General features: G+C 68.4%; 9 protein-coding genes and 1 pseudogene. 5 read left to right on the plus strand and 5 right to left on the minus strand.

Going from position 1 to position 17,696, the window contains the following annotated elements; translation table 11 throughout:
• Positions 1–120: 120 nt before the first annotated feature.
• The 4 genes from R2APBS1_RS15470 to R2APBS1_RS15485 all read left to right on the plus strand — a co-directional run bounded on the left by R2APBS1_RS15470 (position 121) and on the right by R2APBS1_RS15485 (position 10,800).
• A complete protein-coding gene (locus tag R2APBS1_RS15470; protein ID WP_015448646.1) occupies positions 121–2,742 on the plus strand; it encodes a glycosyltransferase family 2 protein in 2,622 nt (873 codons plus the stop codon).
• Positions 2,743–2,900: 158 nt separating this feature from the next.
• Entirely contained in the window at positions 2,901–4,673 is a 1,773-nt protein-coding gene (locus R2APBS1_RS15475) for an autotransporter assembly complex protein TamA (RefSeq protein WP_015448647.1), read from the plus strand.
• A gap of 212 nt (positions 4,674–4,885) precedes the next feature.
• Positions 4,886–8,644 carry a translocation/assembly module TamB domain-containing protein gene (locus R2APBS1_RS15480; RefSeq protein ID WP_015448649.1) on the plus strand — a complete coding sequence of 1,253 codons (3,759 nt, stop codon included), beginning with the start codon at positions 4,886–4,888 and terminating at the stop codon, positions 8,642–8,644.
• Between the two features lie 104 nt (positions 8,645–8,748).
• The gene (locus R2APBS1_RS15485; protein WP_015448650.1) at positions 8,749–10,800 is read left to right on the plus strand and encodes a M13 family metallopeptidase; all 2,052 of its coding nucleotides are present in this window, start codon (positions 8,749–8,751) and stop codon (positions 10,798–10,800) included.
• 102 nt (positions 10,801–10,902) lie between these two features.
• Here R2APBS1_RS15485 and R2APBS1_RS15490 read toward each other — a convergent pair whose 3' ends face one another.
• Positions 10,903–11,313 (minus strand): DUF1801 domain-containing protein, encoded by a 411-nt coding sequence (locus tag R2APBS1_RS15490; protein WP_015448651.1) that lies wholly within the window; start codon positions 11,311–11,313, stop codon positions 10,903–10,905.
• Positions 11,314–11,445: 132 nt separating this feature from the next.
• Between R2APBS1_RS15490 and R2APBS1_RS20715 the strand changes: the two are divergent.
• A pseudogene (locus tag R2APBS1_RS20715) lies at positions 11,446–11,635 on the plus strand (AbrB/MazE/SpoVT family DNA-binding domain-containing protein).
• A gap of 136 nt (positions 11,636–11,771) precedes the next feature.
• On the opposite strand, the gene murD reads toward R2APBS1_RS20715, so the two are convergent.
• The 4 genes from murD to R2APBS1_RS15515 all read right to left on the minus strand — a co-directional run bounded on the left by murD (position 11,772) and on the right by R2APBS1_RS15515 (position 17,566).
• The gene (gene murD / locus R2APBS1_RS15500) at positions 11,772–13,145 is read right to left on the minus strand and encodes a UDP-N-acetylmuramoyl-L-alanine--D-glutamate ligase (RefSeq protein ID WP_015448652.1); all 1,374 of its coding nucleotides are present in this window, start codon (positions 13,143–13,145) and stop codon (positions 11,772–11,774) included.
• A complete protein-coding gene (murL, locus tag R2APBS1_RS15505) occupies positions 13,145–14,518 on the minus strand; it encodes a UDP-N-acetyl-alpha-D-muramoyl-L-alanyl-L-glutamate epimerase (RefSeq protein WP_015448653.1) in 1,374 nt (457 codons plus the stop codon). Before murL ends, murD begins: the two co-directional genes overlap by 1 nt.
• Positions 14,515–14,919: an endonuclease domain-containing protein gene (locus R2APBS1_RS15510; protein WP_015448654.1), complete on the minus strand. Its 405-nt coding sequence runs from the start codon at positions 14,917–14,919 to the stop codon at positions 14,515–14,517. The genes murL and R2APBS1_RS15510 overlap by 4 nt, the downstream gene beginning before the upstream one ends.
• Before the next feature lie 85 nt (positions 14,920–15,004).
• Positions 15,005–17,566, minus strand: coding sequence for a bifunctional aspartate kinase/diaminopimelate decarboxylase (locus R2APBS1_RS15515; RefSeq protein WP_041676806.1), 2,562 nt, complete (start codon positions 17,564–17,566; stop codon positions 15,005–15,007).
• Between the last annotated feature and the right edge of the window lie 130 nt (positions 17,567–17,696).

Raw genomic sequence — 17,696 nt, forward strand, 5'->3', positions numbered from 1 at the left:
CACCTCGCGGCTGACCTTGCGCTGACCGCGCCCGACCATCTTTATTGAGCCCGATGCCATGGATTGGTTAAGCTCCTAGAGCTCTACCGCCTGTTGCGCAGGCTTCCTCCGGGGATTTTTTTGAGCGCCACCGCAGCAAACCACAACAGCCGGTATCCGCTGCTCACGGCGATCGTGCTCGCCCTGATCGTGGCCGCGATGAACATCGGGCTGTGGTGGTGGGGCAACTACCCGCGCGGGCCGGAGGATTGGCACGGCAAGGTCGGCGGCTATGCGCTGTCGGTGTTCCAGCGCTACCAGAGCCCGTTCAAGCTGGATTACCCCAGCGACGAGGAGATCGCCGCCGACCTCAAGCTGCTGCACCGGTACACGGACCACATCCGTACCTACACGATGCAGCAGAACCCGCAGCTGTATCGGTTGGCGCAGAAGGAAGGCCTGAAGGTGATGGCCGGCGCCGAGATCGACAAACGCCTGGACAACAACGAGCGCGAGCTCGACCTGCTGATCGCCAAGGCGCGTGCCTACCCGGACACCGTCACCCGGGTCATCGTGGGCAACGAGGTGCTGTTCCGCAACGACCTCGCGCCCGAGCAGATGATGGCCTACCTGGACCGCGTGCGTGCCGCCGTGCACCAGCCGGTGTCGATCGCCGAGCCGGACTACATCTGGCTGAAGTACCCCGAGCTGGCCGAGCACGTGGACTTCATCACCATCCACCTGTTCCCGTTCTGGAACGGCGTGCCGGTCAGCGGTCCCTCCGGCAACCCCCATCCGGCGCTGGACCAGGCGCTCGGCGCCTACCAGCAGATCCGCCAGCGCTACCCGGACAAGCCGGTGGTGGTCGGCGAAATCGGCTGGCCGTCGAACGGCGACCGCCACGAGTACGCCGACCCGTCGGTTTCCAACGAGGCGATCTTCATCCGCGACTGGATGAACGCGGCCAAGACTGCGCACATCGACTACTACCTGCTCGAAGCGTTCGACCAGCCGTGGAAGGAAAACCTCGGCGAAGGCCGCACCGGCGCGTACTGGGGCATGTTCAACGCCGATCGCCAGCTGAAGTTCCCGCTGACCGGCCCGGTGGTCGAGGACACCTCGTGGCCGTGGAAGGCGATCGCGGCGAGCCTGTTGGCGCTGCTGCCGATGATCTTCTTCGCGCGCCGTTTCAGCCGCTTCAAGCTGATGGGGCGGTTCTTCTTCGCCGCGCTGATCCAGCTGGCCTGCGGGCTGATCGTGTGGTCGGCCACGTTGCCGTTCAACTTCTACCTGAGCTGGGTCGACTGGACCATGCTCACGCTGCTGTTCCCGGCGCAGATCGCGATCCTCGCGATCCTGCTGATCAACGGCTTCGAGTTCACCGAGGTGCTGTGGCGGCGCGACTGGATCCGCCATGCCGGCATGCTGACGCCCGATCCGCCCGAGAAGCAGCCATTCGTGTCGATCCATCTGGCCTGCTACAACGAGCCGCCGGAGATGGTGATCGTCACGCTCGATTCGCTGGCCGCGCTGGACTACGCGAACTTCGAAGTGCTGGTGATCGACAACAACACCAAGGACCCGGCGGTGTGGCAGCCGGTGCAGGAATACTGCGAGAAGCTCGGCAAGCGCTTCCGCTTCTTCCACCTGGCGCCGTGGCCGGGCTTCAAGGCCGGCGCGCTGAACTTCGGCCTGAAGGAAACCGACCCACAGGCCGACGTGGTGGCGGTGATCGACGCCGACTACGAGGTGCGCGCCGACTGGCTGGCCACCCTCACCGGCCATTTCCACGACCCGAAAGTGGCCGTGGTGCAGTGCCCGCAGGCGCACCGCGAGTTCGAGCACAACCGCTTCCGCCGCATGACCGCGTGGGAGTACGACGGCTTCTTCCGCATCGGCATGCACCACAGGAACGAGCGCAACGCGATCATCCAGCACGGCACCATGACGATGGTGAGGCGCAGCGCGCTGGAAGGTACCGGCGGCTGGTCGGAGTGGACCATCTGCGAGGACGCCGAACTCGGCCTGCGCCTGATGCATGCCGGCTACGAGCTGGTCTACGTCGACGAGCTGATGGGCAAGGGCCTCACCCCGGCCGACTTCAAGGCGTACAAGAGCCAGCGCTATCGCTGGGCGTTCGGCGCCATGCAGATCCTCAAGGGCCGCTGGCGGTGGATGACGCAGAAGGGTCCGCTCTCGGCCGGCCAGCGCTTCCACTTCCTCACCGGCTGGTTCAGCTGGTTCGCCGACGCGCTGCATTTGATCTTCACTCTGATGGCGCTGTTCTGGACCGCCGGCATGGTGGCCTTCCCGCAGTACTTCAGCCTGCCGATGCAGCTGTTCCTGATCCCGGTGATCGGCTTCTTCTTCGCCAAGGCGATCTTCGGCATCGTGCTGTACCGTGCCCGCGTACCCTGTGGCTGGTACGACACGCTGATGGCCTCGCTGGCCAGCATGGGCCTCAGCCATGCCATCGCCCGCGGCATCCTGCACGGCCTCACCCGCGAGAAGACCTCGTTCGTGGTCACCGCCAAGAGCCGGCGCCTGGGCGGCAGCAACTTCGCCGCGTTCGCGCCGGTACGCGAGGAGCTGCTGATGGCGGTCGCGCTGATGCTGTGCATCGTCGGCATGGCGCTGGGCTACGGCACGCGCTACATCGAGGGCACCTTGTGGATGTTCATCCTCGCCGCGCAGTCGATCCCGTACGTCTCGGCGGTGATCGGCGCATGGATCGCGCACAAGTCAGGCGACAAGGCCGGCTGATGCCGCCCGTCGGGACGGCCGTGGCCGCCCCGGCGAAGCCGCCCCTGGCCCTTCGACTCCGATGCCGCGGCAACCGGCCCGCGTTCATGCCAAGCCGACCTCGATCTGGCTAAGCTGCCCTCCCCCCGTGAAGATGCCCCGAGGATGGAACCCCACGTATGCGCCGTCCGCGCCGACGCCCGAGCTTCCTGCTGCCGCTGTTGCTGCTGGCATCGCAGGCCCATGCCGGGGTGCAACTGGTGGTGGACGGCGTCGCCGATCCGCTGAAGGCCGCGGTGATCGCCGGCGTGGAGCTGTCGCAATACGCTGGTCGTGACGTCAGCGATGCGCAGGCCAAACGCCTGTATGAACGCGCGCCCGGCCAGGTGAAGTCCGCGCTGCAGCCGTACGGCTACTACGACGCCAGCGTCACCGGCGAGCTGCAGCCGATCGGCAGGGACTGGCGGGTGACCCTGCACGTGCAACCGGGCGAGCCGGTCAAGGTCACCGCCGTCGACGTGCAACTGGACCCGGAAGCGGCCGCACTGGCCCCGATCCGCCAGGCGAAGCGCGCGCTCGAACGCCTCAAGGACAAGCCGCTGAACCATGGCACCTACGACGCGGCGCGCGACGCGCTCGGCGCGCAGCTCACCGCCAGCGGCTTCCTCGACGCCCGCCTGCTCACCCACCGGGTCGAAGTCACCCGTGCCAACCACAGCGCGGCGATCAAGCTGGCGTGGCAGGCCGGCCCGCGTTACCGCTACGGCCGGGTGCACTTCGACGGTTCGCAGTTCGAGGACGGCTTCCTCGACCGCTACGTGCCGTTCAAATCCGGCGACTACTTTTCGCAGAGCCAGTTGCTGGAGCTGCAGCAGGCGCTGAACGGTGCGGACTATTTCGCGGTGGTCAACGTGCTGCCGGACGTGGACGCGGCGAAGGGCGGCGTGGTCGACGTCACCGTGCAGCTGGCGCCGGCCAAGCGCACGATCTATACCGGCGGCCCGTTCATCGGCACCGACACCGGCTTCGGCGTGCGCGGCGGGATGGAGCGGCGCTGGGTCAACCGACGCGGGCACAAGTGGAAGAACGAGCTGGTGGTCGCGCAGAAGCTGAAGACGCTGTCCACGCTGTACTCGATCCCGCTGCCCGGCGACAACCAGCGCAGCTACAACGTCGGCGCGAATTTCCGCGACGCGAACACCGCCACCTCGCAATCGCGCACGCTGGAACTGGTCGGCAACGAGACCCGCCAATGGCACGGCTGGACCCGCACGCTGGGCGTGCATGCGCTGTCCGGCACGTTCACCGTGGGCAAGCGCGGCAGCGAGCCGGACAACGCGCCCGGCATCGAGCACGGGCGAAGCACGCTGGTGTTCGGCGAGGCCGCGCTGACGCGCAAGCAGGCCGACAACCCCGATTTCGTGCGGCGCGGCTGGCTGCTCAGCGTGGCCGCACGCAGCACCGCCGGCAACCTGCTGTCCGACGCCAGCTTCAGCCAGGTCACCGCCGACGCGAAATGGATCCGCGCGCTCGGCACGCGCAGCCGCAACCGGCTGATCCTGCGCGGCAGCGCCGGCATGACCTGGACCAACGACTTCGCCGCGCTGCCGCCGCAACTGCGCTTCTTCGCCGGCGGCGACCGCTCGGTGCGCGGCTACGGCTACCAGTCGATCGGCCCGCGCAACAGCACCGACCGCGTCATCGGCGGCCGCCACCTGCTGGTCGCCAGCACCGAGCTCGAGCATTACTTCACGCGCAACTGGGGCATGGCTGCCTTCGTCGACGCCGGCAACGCATTCAGCGGCACCGACTACCGGCCGAAGCTCGGCGCCGGCCTCGGCCTGCGCTGGCGCTCGCCGGTGGGCATGATCCGCGTCGACCTGGGCACGCCGATCCACGACGATCGCGCGCACGGCATCCAGCTGCACCTGGTGATCGGACCGGATCTGTGAGCGGTTGCCGCAGGCGGCTGCTCACAGGCGATCCACGGATGGATCGCACGCGCATCGACCACGACGTGGTCGATGCGGCGGAGCCGGGTCCGTGCAACGGACTCGGCGAGTTGCAAAAGGGCAGGACTGCCCTTTTGCAATTTTGAGTAAAAGGCTGGGTCCCGAAAAGCAAAAAGCGCAACGACTGAGGAAAAACGGAAGGCATCGGACTCATGAAGTGGTTCAAGCGCATCGCCATCGCATTCGGCGCACTGCTGCTGCTCGTGGCGGCGGCACTGTGGTGGCTGCTCGGCACCGGTGCGGGCCTGCGCTTCGCGCTGACGCGGGCGCAGGCGGCCACCGACGGCGCGCTGCATGTGCAACAGGCGCAGGGCCGCCTGCTCGGCCCGCTCGACCTGGCCGGCATCCGCTACGACGACGGCAAGGGCACCGTGGCGACCGTGGCGAAGGCGCATCTGAACCTGCGTTTCTGGCCCTTGCTGGCCAAACGCCTGCATGTGCTCGCGCTGGACGTCGATGGCGTCGAGGTGGCCCTGCCCAAGTCCGCACCGGACAACACCTCCCGCTCCGGCAGCTTCTCGCTGCGGCCGCCGATCGACCTGATCCTCGACCGCGTGCACCTGGGCTCGCTGAAGCTGACGCAGGACGGCCAGCCGCTGTTCGCCTCCCATCGGCTCGACCTGGCCGGCAGCTGGACCGAGCGCGGCATCGAGCTGCGCCAGCTCGTGCTGCTGGCGCCTGACGGCCACGCCAATCTCGACGGCAGGCTGACGATCGGCACGCGTTACCAGGGCAACGGCAAGGCTGTCTTCGCCTGGAAAATCGGCGACACCAGCTATGCCGGCAGCCTCGGCGCGCGCAGCGACGGCAAGCGGGCGCAGCTCGACCTCAGGCTCACCGCGCCGGCCGTGGCCCGACTGCAGGTGGACCTGATTCAGTCCGGCGACTACGCCTGGACCGGCCAGCTCGACGCGCCGCGCTTCGACCCGGAACCGCTGCTTGGCGACAGTCCGCTGAAGGCGCTGGCGATTGCCGTGCAAGGCCACGGCGACCGTCACGGCGGCACGCTCGACGGCCGGCTCGATCTCAACGACTACCCGTTGCTGCTGCAGCCGCTGCGTGCGCAGTTCAGCCCCGACTTCGCCACGCTGACCCTGCAGCAGCTCACGCTCGGTTCGCCGCGGATCAAGGGCAGCGTGGAAGCCAGCGGTACCGTGCAGCTGGCCGCCAAGCCGCTCAGCGCCGCACTGGATATCCGCTGGAACGACCTGCTGCTGCCGGCGGACCTGGCCGGCCAGGCGCTGGCCAGCCGCGGTGCGCTCAAGGCCAGCGGCAACGCCGACGCGTACCACGCCGAAGGCGACGTCGACATCGGCCCGCCGGGCAAGCTCGCGAAGCTGGCGCTGAACCTGGACGGCACCGCGCAGCTGATCACCCTGCACACGCTGCAACTGAAACAGGCACAAGGCGGCCTGCAGGCGCACGGCACGCTGGCGCTGCAGCCCGATCTGGCCTGGCAGGCCGAAGCAAGCGCCGACCAACTCGACCCCGGCCAGTTGTTCGCCGGCTGGGGCGGCGCCCTGGATTTCGACATCGCCAGCAGCGGCAGCCTGCCCACGAACAGCACCCGCGGCCCGGACGCCACGCTGGAGATCCGCCGGCTGGCGGGCAAGCTGCGCGGGCGCGCGGTCAGCGGCCACGGCAAGCTGCACCTGTCGTCCAAAGAAGTAGTCGACGGCCAGCTCGATCTCGCTTCGGGCGGCAGCACGGTGAAGCTGGATGCCCGCCCGGGCGCCAGCAACGATGCCGACCTGCAGCTGGCGATCGCCTCGCTGGGCGACTGGCTGCCGGATGCGAGCGGCCGTCTGGACGGCCATTTCAACCTCCATGGCATGTGGCCGAAGCTCGGCATCAACGGCCAGCTGCACGGGCATTCGCTGGCCTGGCGGCAGCAGAAGGCCGACACGCTGCAGCTGATCGTGGGCATTCCCGACATCAGCCACCCGGCCGGCAAGCTGGATCTGCAAACCGGCAACGTGTACCTGCAGGGCCTGCTGTTCCAGCATCTCGACCTGCTGGCCGAAGGCAGCCAGGGCGACCATCAATTGCGTGTGGATGCCCGCGGCACCCAGCTCTCCGGCAGGCTCGCCCTGCACGGCGCACTGAAGGGCCCGGCCTGGAACGGTACGCTGTCCACGCTCAACCTCGAACCGCAGGGCATGCCCGGCTGGCGCCTGCTGCAGCCCGCGCAGCTGAGCTACCACGACGGCGCGATGAGCCTGTCCGAGCTGTGCCTGAGCGCCGGCGATCCGCAACTGTGCGTGGCCGCGACACAGGACAAGCCGGGCAACCTCGACGCCAGCTACCGGCTGCAGGCGCTGCCGCTGGCGCTGCTGCTGAACGCCACCGGCAACGCCGACCTGCCGATGCGCGCCGATGGCGTCATCGAGGGCAGCGGCAAGATCCGCCGCGGCGCCGCCGGCGCGCTCAGCGGCAACGCCTCGCTCAGCTCCGCGCAGGGCAGCGTCAGCTACACCGACCGCGCCGACCAACCGTTGCTGCGCTACGACCAGCTGCGCGTGGACGCCGACCTCGCGCCGGCCGGCCAGCGCATCGCCGTGCACGGCGGGCTCGACGACGGCGGCCGCATCGATGGCCAGGTCACGATCAGGGGCGCGCAGCAGACGCTGGGTGGCCAGCTCGACCTGCGCCTGAACAAGCTCGCCTTCGTCGAGCTGTTCAGCAGCGAGGTGGCCAGCGTCAAGGGCGACGCCGACGGCAACTTCCGTTTCGCGGGCACGCTGAAGCAGCCTGCGCTCAGCGGCCAGGCGAACGTGCACGGCTTCGCCGCCGAGGTGCCGTCGGCCGGACTCAAGCTGAGCCAGGGCCAGCTCACGGTCAGCACCACCGACGCGCGGCAGTTCCTGATCCACGGCAGCGTGCAATCGGGCAAGGGCCGCGTGGCGATCGACGGCAACGCCGGCCTCGGCGCCGACGCCCGGACCATCCTCACGCTCAAGGGCAGCCAGTTCACCGCCGCCGACATCCCCGCCGCCAGGGTGGTGATCTCGCCCGACCTGACCGTGAAGCAGGACGCCGACGGCATCGACATCGGCGGCGCGCTCGGCATCGACAGCGCCGACGTGAACGCCGAGAAATTGCCCGGCGCCGGCGCCACCCGGATCTCGCCCGACGTGGTGGTGGTCGATGAGAAGCAGCAGCAACAGGCCGCCAGCAAGGTGCCGATCCGTGCCCTGGTCAAGGTGGATCTCGGCCGCAAGACGCACGTCGTCGGCATGGGTCTGGACGGCCGCGTCAGCGGCATGCTCACGGTGGTCGAGCGCCCCGGCCGCGCCACCACGGGCCAGGGCCAGCTTGCGGTCGACGGCACCTACAAGGCCTACGGCCAGAACCTGCAGATCCAGCGCGGCCAGCTGCTGTTCGCCAGCACGCCGATCGACAACCCGGGCCTGAACCTCCGCGCGGTGCGCAAGCTCAACCCGAACGCCACCATCGACGAAGGCCAGGAAGTGGGCCTGCTGGTCTCCGGCACCGCGCAGCGGCCGATCCTCAGCGTGTTCTCCAACCCGGTGATGGAGCAGTCCGACGCGCTGTCCTACCTGGTCACCGGCAAGCCGCTGTCGCAGGTGAAGGGCGGCGAAGGCGACATGGTGGGAGCCGCCGCGCAGGCGCTCGGCTCCGCCGCCGGCGACCTGCTGGCCAGGAGCATCGGCGCGCGGATGGGCGTGGACGACATCGGCGTGTCCAGCAACGCGGCGCTGGGTGGCAGCTCGGCGTTCACCGTGGGCAAGTACCTGTCGCCGCGGCTGTACCTCAGCTACGGCGTGGGCCTGTTCGAGCCCGGCGAGGTGATCACCCTGCGCTACCGCCTCAGCCAGCGCTGGAACTTCGAGGCGCAGCAGGCCACCGAGTCCAGTCGCGCCAGCTTCAACTACCGCATCGAGAAGTAGCCGTCGCACGCCTCGCTGGCCCGCCCCGGCGTAGTCCATAGGTCATGCCCACAAGACCGCCGCGGCGGACTATCGTGGACGTTTCCAAAGACCGGGGAACGACCATGCAACGCATCCGATGGGTACTGGCGGCGGCGATCCTGTGCAGCCCCGCGGCATGGGCGGCGACACCGGCCAGCGGGCCTTCCGGCATCGACCTGGCCGGGATCGATCACGGCGTGAAGCCGGGCGACGACTTCTTCCGCTACGCCAATGGCGGCTGGCTGATGACGGCGCAGATTCCCGCCGACCGCTCCAGTACCGGCACCTTCCTCAAGGTGTTCGAGCAGGCCGAGAAGAACACCGCCGAGCTGATCAGCGACGCCGGTGCCGGCCATCCCGCCGCCGGCAGCAACGCGCGCAGGATCGCCGACTACTACGCCGCCTGGATGGACACCGCCACCATCGAGCAGCATGGCCTGGCGCCGCTCAAGCCGGAGCTGGCGCAGATCGGCGCGATCGCCTCGCGCGCGGATCTCGCCCGCGTGCTGGGCAGCCGCCTGCGTGCGGACGTCGACCCGGTCAACGCCACCCATTTCCACACCCAGAACCTGTTCGGCCTGTTCGTGACGCAGGGGCTGGAAGATCCCTCGCACAACATCGCCTACCTGCTGCAGGGCGGCCTGGGCATGCCCAGCCGCGACTACTACCTGTCCAGCGACCCCCACATGCTGGCAACGCGCGGCAAGTACCTGACCTACATCGGCGCCCTGCTGGAACAGGCCGGCACCGCCGACGCGGCGGCCAAGGCAAAAACCGTCCTCGACCTGGAGACGAAGATCGCAAAGGCGCAGACGGACCTGCTCGACAGCCAGGACATCCACAAGGCCAACAACCTCTGGCGCATGGCCGACTTCGCGCGGAAGGCGCCGGGCCTCGACTGGGCCAGCTACTTCAAGGCCGCCGGCCTGGACGGCCAGCAGCAGATCGACACCTGGCAGCCGAATGCGGTGACCGGCCTGTCGGCACTGGTCGCCAGCGAGCCGCTGCAGGCGTGGAAGGACCTGCTGCTCTTCCACACCATCAACCAGAGCGCCGGCCTGCTGCCGAAGGCCTATGCCGACCTCAGCTTCGACTTCTACGGCCGCACCCTGCAGGGCACGCCGCAGCAACAACCGCGCTGGAAGCGCGCGGTCGGCGCCACCAGCGGCGACCTCGGCGACGCGGTGGGCCAGCTCTACGTCAAGCACTACTTCCCGGCGTCGTCGAAGGCAGAAATCGAGCAGTTGGTGAAGAACCTGATCGCCGCGTTCAACGACCGCATCGATACCCTGAGCTGGATGACCCCGGCCACACGCGAAAAGGCCAAGGCCAAGCTCGCCACCTTGCGCGTCGGCGTGGGCTACCCGGATACCTGGCGCGACTACGGTTCCCTGCAGATCCGTGCCGACGACGCGCTCGGCAACCACCTGCGTGCGGAAAAATTCGAGTACGAACACCAGCGTGCCAAGCTCGGCCAGCGTGTCGACAAGGGTGAATGGTGGATGACCCCGCAGACCGTCAACGCGGTGAACCTGCCGCTGCAAAACGCGCTGAACTTCCCCGCCGCGATCCTGCAGCCGCCGTTCTTCGACCCGCATGCCGATGCCGCCGCCAACTACGGTGCGATCGGCTCGGTGATCGGCCATGAGATCAGCCACAGCTTCGACAACATGGGCGCGGAGTTCGATGCCGAAGGCCGCCTCGCGAACTGGTGGACGCCGGAAGACCTGGCCCACTTCAAGGCCGCCGGCCAGCAGCTGGCGAAGCAGTTCGACCAGTACGAGGCGCTGCCCGGCCTGCACGTCAACGGCGAGCAGACGCTGGGCGAGAACATCGCCGACGTCTCCGGCCTGACCATCGCCTACCTCGCCTATCACAAATCGCTCGGCGGCAAGCCGGCGCCGGTGATCGACGGCCTCGACGGCGACCAGCGCTTCTTCCTCGCCTACGGCCAGGCCTGGCGTTCGAAGATCCGCGACGCCGCCCAGCGCCAGCGCCTCGCCACCGACGTGCACGCCCCCGCCGACTTCCGCGCGCAGACCGTGCGCAACCTGGATCCGTGGTATCCCGCGTTCGGCGTGAAGCCGGGCGAGAAGCTGTATCTGGCGCCGAAGGATCGGGTGAAGATCTGGTAGGCGTTTCCAGCCGCTGAAAACGAAGGGCCGCATGCAAGTGCGGCCCTTTTGCGTGGCGCGCGGACAGTGGCGGCCACCGGCGGCTTCGCCGGAGGCCGAAACCTACTTCTTCCTGGCAGTGTTGGCCGCCACCGCCGCTCGGATCAGTTGCCTGAACGCCGCCTCGTCGATCCTGTCCCTTTCGCGCAGGTCGATCGCCCGACGCGTATTGCCATCGAGGCTGGCGTTGAACAGCTTCTTCGGATCCTTGATCGAGGCGCCGCGGGCAAAGGTGAGCTTCACCTTGTCCTTGTACGACTCCCCGGTGCAGACGATGCCGTCATGTGACCAGACCGGCGTGCCTCCCGATGTGGGCTTGGCCCATTTCCATTCCTCGCGGATATCCGGGTCGGCCTCGCGGATCAGCTGGCGGACGTGCGCGAGCACCTCGCCCCGCCAATCGCCGAGCTCGTCGATCCGCGCGGTGATATGGGCGGAAGCATCCTCACCATCGGGTTTGCCTGCTGACTTCATGCATCCTCCGACACTCGTTTCACGTACCGGCCGCACGCCGGCCGGACAAGCATAACTTGGCCCCGGCAGTGCGTTGCGTCCGCGCCGTGCCGCGGCGCGGCATTCGCCATACCCCATTCCCCGGGGCCCGTCATGAAACCGAAGATCACCATCATCGGCAACTCCGCCGGCGTCATCCTGCCGCGCGAACTGCCGGGCTGCCTGCGCCTCGAAAAAGACGACGAGCTGTTCGCGCTGGAAACCCCGACGGCCTCCTGCCCGCCACCTACGGCCCACCCCGGCCTGGCAGGCGGAAGTGGCCGAGGAAGTCAGAGGTGGGTGACACCAACCCTCCCCTCGCTTCCACTTGTGGGCAAGGCCGACGGCTCAACGCTGGAAGCAGGAAATTGCGCACCAGATATGCCCCTGCAGTTGCGGGCAGTTGACGATGTGATCGACGAACCATCCTCGCAAGCGATTCAGTCGTGCGGAGTTCCCTCGATACCCAAACCATCGATGCCGGCAACGCCGGTCGCCTCAAACCCGGCCAGCGCACTGAACTGCCGCCCGCGTTCGGCATAGTCCCTGAACTGGTCGAAGCTGGGTGCGCCGGGTGACAGCAGGATCACGCCATGCGCAAGCGTGCGCGCCCTGGCCGCCTCGACCGCACTTGCGAGATCATTCACAAGCAAGACCGGACAAGCAACCGCAGCCGCGCGCAAGGCCGCTTCGATGCGGCCGCCATTGGCGCCCATGCAGACGATCGCGTGCGCCGGTGCGGTGCGCATCGCCTCGACGAACGGTGTCCAGTCCAGCCCGCGATCATGGCCGCCGACCAGCACGGTCACCGCGCGGCCATGCAGGCTTTCCAATGCGGCCAGCGTGGCCAGCGGCGTAGTGCTGATCGAGTCGTTGACCCAGTGCCAGCCCTCGTGTTCGCCCAGCGGCTGCAGGCGGTGCGGCAGCGGGCGGAACGTCGCCAATGCCGGCGCGGCGGCGAGCGCGTCCATGCCGACCGCTTCCAGCGCGGCCAGCGCAGCGCAGGCGTTGAGCGCGTTGTGCAGGCCGGGCGCCGCCAGTGCGGCGCTGTCGAACACCGCCTGCCCGCCGCGGCGGATTGCGCCATCACACACGTGCCAGCCTTCCGGCGTGCCGAACACGAGGCGCCGCGGATGCGCGGCGGTGCGCTCCAGCAGGCCCGGCTGCAGGCCGTTGACCAGCAGCATGCGCGATACGTCGGCCAGCTTCAGCTTGTCGGCCACGTAGCGCTCGCGCGAGCCGTGCCAGTCGAGGTGTTCCTCGTACAGGCTGGTGACCACGCCCAGTTCCAGCGGGCCCGCTTCACCGGTCTGGAAGCTGGACAGTTCGATCACCCACAGGTCCGCCGACTGGCCGAGCAGTTCCAGCAGCGGCAGCCCGATGTTGCCGGCCAGCGCGGTGCGCACGCCAAGCGCGCGCGCCAGGTGCGCGATCAGCGCGCTGGTGGTGCTCTTGCCCTTGGTGCCGGTGACGGCGATCACGCGCGCGTCGGGATTCTCGCCGAACCACAGCGCGGTGCCGGAGGTGAGCCGGGTGCCCTGCGCCCGCGCGGCCAGCAACGCCGGCTTGTAGGCCGAGATGCCGGGCGACTTCACCACCACGTCGAAGCGACCCAGCGTGGCGGCATCCGGTTCGCCGGCGACGATGTGCAACGCCGCGTCGAACGCGCGCGCCGCGTCGACTTCGGCAGCGCTGCAGAACAAGGTCAGCGGTTGTGACGGCAGGCGCTCGCGCAGCGCCTTGAGCACCGCGCGGCCCTCGCGGCCGAAACCCCAGATCGCCACGCGGCGATCGCGAAGCTCGTCGAAGCGCATCAACCGATCGCCGCCAGCGCCGCCTGAAGGCGTGCCGGCACGCGGTGCTCCGGCGAGGGTTCCAGCCACGGCTCCAGCGCCAGCTGCGTTGCGTCGAGCTGCGGCAGGATTTCGCTGCGGAAGCGCTCGACCAGCGCATCTTCCTGCCACTCCGGCCGCTGGCTCAGCGCGTACATCGCCGCGCGCGCCTCGGCACCCTCGCCCACGCACTCGAACGGCTTGTGGTCCTGGTATTCCAGCAGCGCGTCGAAGCCGGCGGCCTGGTTCTCGTCATCCAGCAGGTTGCGGCCGAAGATCGCCAGCAGCCGCGGCTTGGGCAGGAACGGCGCCAGTGCGAGGAACACGAAGTGGCACTTCGGGCACTGCCCGCACCAGCGGTCCACCGGCTTCGGGCCGAGCAGCTTGAAGTTGCGGTTGCAGCTGGAGAACACGTCGAAATACGGCGTCAACTTCGCGAACGCGCGGGTGATCGCCAGCTCCGAGTACGGCCGCAGCAGCGAGCAGTAGTCGAGGTCGGCGGCCACGTGGGTATGCAGCCAGTCGCCGAGCAGCGTCTCGAACGCGAGGCTCTTGCTCCACTGGTGGTTCACCTGCTGGCCGTCGTACTCCAGCGTGGCGGCCGAGGCGGAACGCTCGTTGGCGAACGTAATCGAATCGTAGCCGTACAGGATCGCCGCCACGGCGAGGATCGCCGAGTTCACCGCGGTCACCGGGATGTGTCCGTTCCATGCACCCAGCCGGTTCAGTTCGAACAGGCCCGGCGCCAGTTCGCGCTGGATGTTCAACGTGGGCAGCCCGGTGCGTTCGGCGCAGGCCGCGATCAGGGCGGAATTGCCGACCCATACGGCGGTCGCCTCGCCACTGATCGCCTTGATCGCCTCCACCGCGACCAGCGAATCCTTGCCGCCGCCGATCGGCACCAGTGTGCGTTTTGGCAAATCCAGCGCGCCGACCGCGGGCGCGCTGCCACCACGCGAACGTTCCGTTCCTGTTCCCGCGCCAAGGCGCGGGAACGCAATGCGACCACGCAGATCCAGCCCGTTGCGGTAGGCGAACTCGGCCAAGCCATGCAGGTACAACTGGTCCAGCAGCTCGGCGGTGCCGTCGTCGAGCGGGCCATCGGCCAGCTCGATCTTCGGCGGCACGCCGGCCTTGTAATAGCTGACGCCGGCAACCAGGTGCAGCAGCTTCAGTGCCGCGTCGAACGCCGCGCGCCGCTCGGTGGGCACCGCCGGCGCCTGCGGAAAGCGGATCGTCTCGACCAGTTCCTCGCCCTCGTCGAACGCATACGCCAGTTCGGCCACGCCATCGGCGTAGCTCGCGCGGGTGAAACGGAACACGCGGGTCAGGCGCGGTTGCACGGTTATCGTCATTCTTCACTCTCTGCCGCGACGTGCCCCCTCTCCCCTGCGGGGAGAGGGCTGGGGTAAGGGGCCGGGCTGGCGACGACCTCCAGAATCACCCCGAGCACGCCTTCGATATTCATCAGCGCCTCATTGTTCCAGAAACGCAGCACGCGGTATCCCTTGGCTTGCAGATACCGGGTGCGGCGCTCGTCGTACCCGACCTGTTCCGCATGCTGGCCGCCATCCAGTTCAACGATCAGCATGGCCTCACTGCAAACAAAATCAACGATGTAATGATCGATCTCATGTTGGCAGCGGAATTTGTGGCCATTCAACTTCCGGTTGCGCAAATGGAACCAAAGCTTCTGCTCGGCATCGGTCATGGCTTGGCGCAGACCACGTGCCCGGTCGACGTTCTGGCGTTTCACCCTGAAAAGCTCCTTTGTTGCTGGTCCGCCGCGGCGTGACCCCTCACCTCAATCCTCTCCCCAAAGGGGAGAGGAGGCAGAAACCTCAGTCGATGATGACTTCGTCGGCCTCGTCACGCAGGTTGTAGTGCGAGGACATCACCTTGCCGTAGGCACCGGCCTGCGCGATCAGGATCACGTCGCCCTCGGCCGCCTCGGGCAATCGGCGGTCGGTGCCGAGCACGTCGCCGGACTCACAGATCGGGCCGACCACCTGGTACAGCGCGGTGGCCGGTTCACCGAGCCGGCTCAGGTTGACGATCTTGTGCCAGGCATCGTACAGCGCGGGGCGGATCAGGCTGTTCATGCCGGTGTCCACGCCGAGATAGCGGAAGCCGCCCTTGTCCTTCAGCTGGGTCACCCGCGTCAGCAGCACGCCGGCGTCGGCGACCAGGTAGCGGCCCGGCTCCATCCACAACTGGTACTGCGGATAGGCCGCCTTGACCTCGCGCAGCGCACGGTCGAGCGCGGCGATGCCCAGCGACGCCTCGCCCGGGTGCGCCGGCACGCCGAGGCCGCCGCCGATGTTGAGGAACACCACGCTGGCGATGCGCTCGGCCAGGCTGGCCAGCTGCGCATACACCTCGCCCCAATGCGCGACGTCGAGCACGCCCGAGCCAAGATGCGCGTGCAGGCCGCGCACGGCCACGCCATGCGCATCGGCCAGCTGCAGGAATGTCGGCAACTGATCCAGCGGCAGGCCGAACTTGCTGGCGCTGCCGCCGGTACGCACCTTTTCGTGATGACCCAGGCCGCGGCCCAGGTCGACCCGCAACACGATCTCGCGACCGCGGAACAGCTCGCCCCAGTGCTGCAGCGGATGCAGCGCGTCCAGCGTGACGCTGGCGCGGGTGGCAAGCGCCCGGACGTAGTCCCTGCGCGGCGCGAAGTTCGGCGTGAACAGCAGCGGCACCGACGCCGGCACCACCGCACTGACCGCTTCCAGCTCGCCCGGTGACACGCACTCGAACGCGAAGCCCTCCGCCGCCAGCGTGCGCAGGATGGCCGGGTGGGTGTTCGCCTTCACCGCGTAGTGCAGCCGGTCCACCGCCGCCAGCGACTTCAGTTCGTGTGCCTGCTGGCGCACCGTGGGCAGGTGGTAGACATAGCGCGGCGTGGCCGCCGCGGCCAGTTCCAGCAGGCGCGGCCGCTGCGCGACGCGCCACCATGCCGGCACGGCGGGAACGATGTCGCCGCCGCCATACAGCATCTGCCAGCTCGGACCGAACAGCACGCTGTCGTCGGTGCGCAGCGCGCCGGCGCCGATCAGCAGGTCGTGCAGATGCGGCAGCAGCGCATCGACCACTTCCTCGTCCACCACGAAGGTGAGGTTGAGGTTGTTCGACGACTGCGAGATCAGGTGCACGCGCAGCTGGCCGAACTCGGCCAGCACGCCGGACAAGGTGTGCAGCAGCGAGCGCATGCCGCGGCCGACCAGGGTGATCGCCGCGCACGGCGCGATCACCTTGACCCGGCACACCTTGGCCAGGTCCGAGGCCAGCGCGGCGATCGCGTCGGAGTCGAGCAGGTTCTCGGTGGGATCGAGCGACACGGTAACGTTGGTCTCGGCCGAACCGATCAGGTCCACCGACAGGCCGTGCGTCTTGAAATGCGCGAACACGTCGGCGAGGAAACCGACCTGCTGCCACATCCCCACCGACTCCATCGAGACCAGGGTGATGCCCTTGCGCGCGCTGATCGCCTTGACGCTGGGCGCGTGCGCGCGCACTTCCGGACCGATCACGGTGCCGTCGAGTTCGGGGCGGTTGGTGTCCTTGATCAGCAGCGGCACGCGCGGCTCGCGCAACGGCGACAGGCAGCGCGGGTGCAAGACCTTGGCACCGGTGGAGGCGATTTCCTGCGCCTCCTCGTAATCCAGCCGCTGCAGCAGGCGCGCGCCCGGCACCTGGCGCGGGTTGGCGGTGAACATGCCGGCCACGTCGGTCCAGATCTCCACCCGCTGCGCCTTCAGCAAGGCGCCGAAATAGGCGGCCGAGGTATCCGAGCCGCCGCGGCCGAGCAGCACGGTGCGGCCATGCGTTTCGCGCGCGATGAAGCCCTGGGTGATGAACACCTCGCCGAGTGCGGCCAGGCGTGCGTTCAGCGCCGGATCGGGCTTCGCCTCGACCATCGCCGACAGCAGCCGGGTGCGCTCGTTCTGGTTCGGCAGCGCCACCGCCGCCAGGCACTCGCGCGCATCCAGCCATTGCGTGGGCAGGCCGCTGTGGCTGAGGAAGGCGGCGCCGAGCGCGCTGGACATCAGCTCGCCGTGCGCCTGCACCTGCGCCTGCCAGGCCAGCTCGCCGCGCGGCGCGGGGCCGTCGGCGGCCAGCGCAGCCAGGTCGGACAGGCGCGAGCCGAGCGTGTCCGGCAACGCCAGCTGCATGTGCTCCAGCAAGTCGTAGTGACGTTGCGCGATCGCGCCGGCCGCCGCCTTGCGTTTGTCCTGTTCGCCCTCGCCGCACAGCTGTTTCAGCGCGTCGGTGATGCCGGTCAGCGCGGAAACCACCACCAGCACGCGCGCCCCTTCGGCGCGGCGGCTGGCGACCAGTTCGCAGATGTTCTGCCAGCGGGGAAGCGTGGCGACACTGGTGCCGCCGAACTTCATCACGATCCAGGGGGCGTCAGGGGGCAACGGCGCGGAGATTGGCGGAGTCACAGGGGTTCGCTGTAAGGGATGGATATCAGGTCAGTGTTGCGCCGCGGCATTTGAAATGCAAATGGTTTTCCCGGGGATT

It is taken from the genome of Rhodanobacter denitrificans, assembly GCF_000230695.2.
GTDB lineage: Bacteria > Pseudomonadota > Gammaproteobacteria > Xanthomonadales > Rhodanobacteraceae > Rhodanobacter > Rhodanobacter denitrificans.

Excerpts from the sequence above, each read along its gene's own strand:
- murD (WP_015448652.1), bottom strand. The coding sequence starts at position 13,145 with ATGCGCTTCGACGAGCTTCGCGATCGCCGCGTGGCGATCTGGGGTTTC.
- R2APBS1_RS15485 (WP_015448650.1), top strand. The coding sequence starts at position 8,749 with ATGCAACGCATCCGATGGGTACTGGCGGCGGCGATCCTGTGCAGCCCC.
- murL (WP_015448653.1), bottom strand. The coding sequence starts at position 14,518 with ATGACGATAACCGTGCAACCGCGCCTGACCCGCGTGTTCCGTTTCACC.
- R2APBS1_RS15475 (WP_015448647.1), top strand. The coding sequence starts at position 2,901 with ATGCGCCGTCCGCGCCGACGCCCGAGCTTCCTGCTGCCGCTGTTGCTG.
- R2APBS1_RS15480 (WP_015448649.1), top strand. The coding sequence starts at position 4,886 with ATGAAGTGGTTCAAGCGCATCGCCATCGCATTCGGCGCACTGCTGCTG.
- R2APBS1_RS15515 (WP_041676806.1), bottom strand. The coding sequence starts at position 17,566 with ATGAAGTTCGGCGGCACCAGTGTCGCCACGCTTCCCCGCTGGCAGAAC.
- R2APBS1_RS15490 (WP_015448651.1), bottom strand. The coding sequence starts at position 11,313 with ATGAAGTCAGCAGGCAAACCCGATGGTGAGGATGCTTCCGCCCATATC.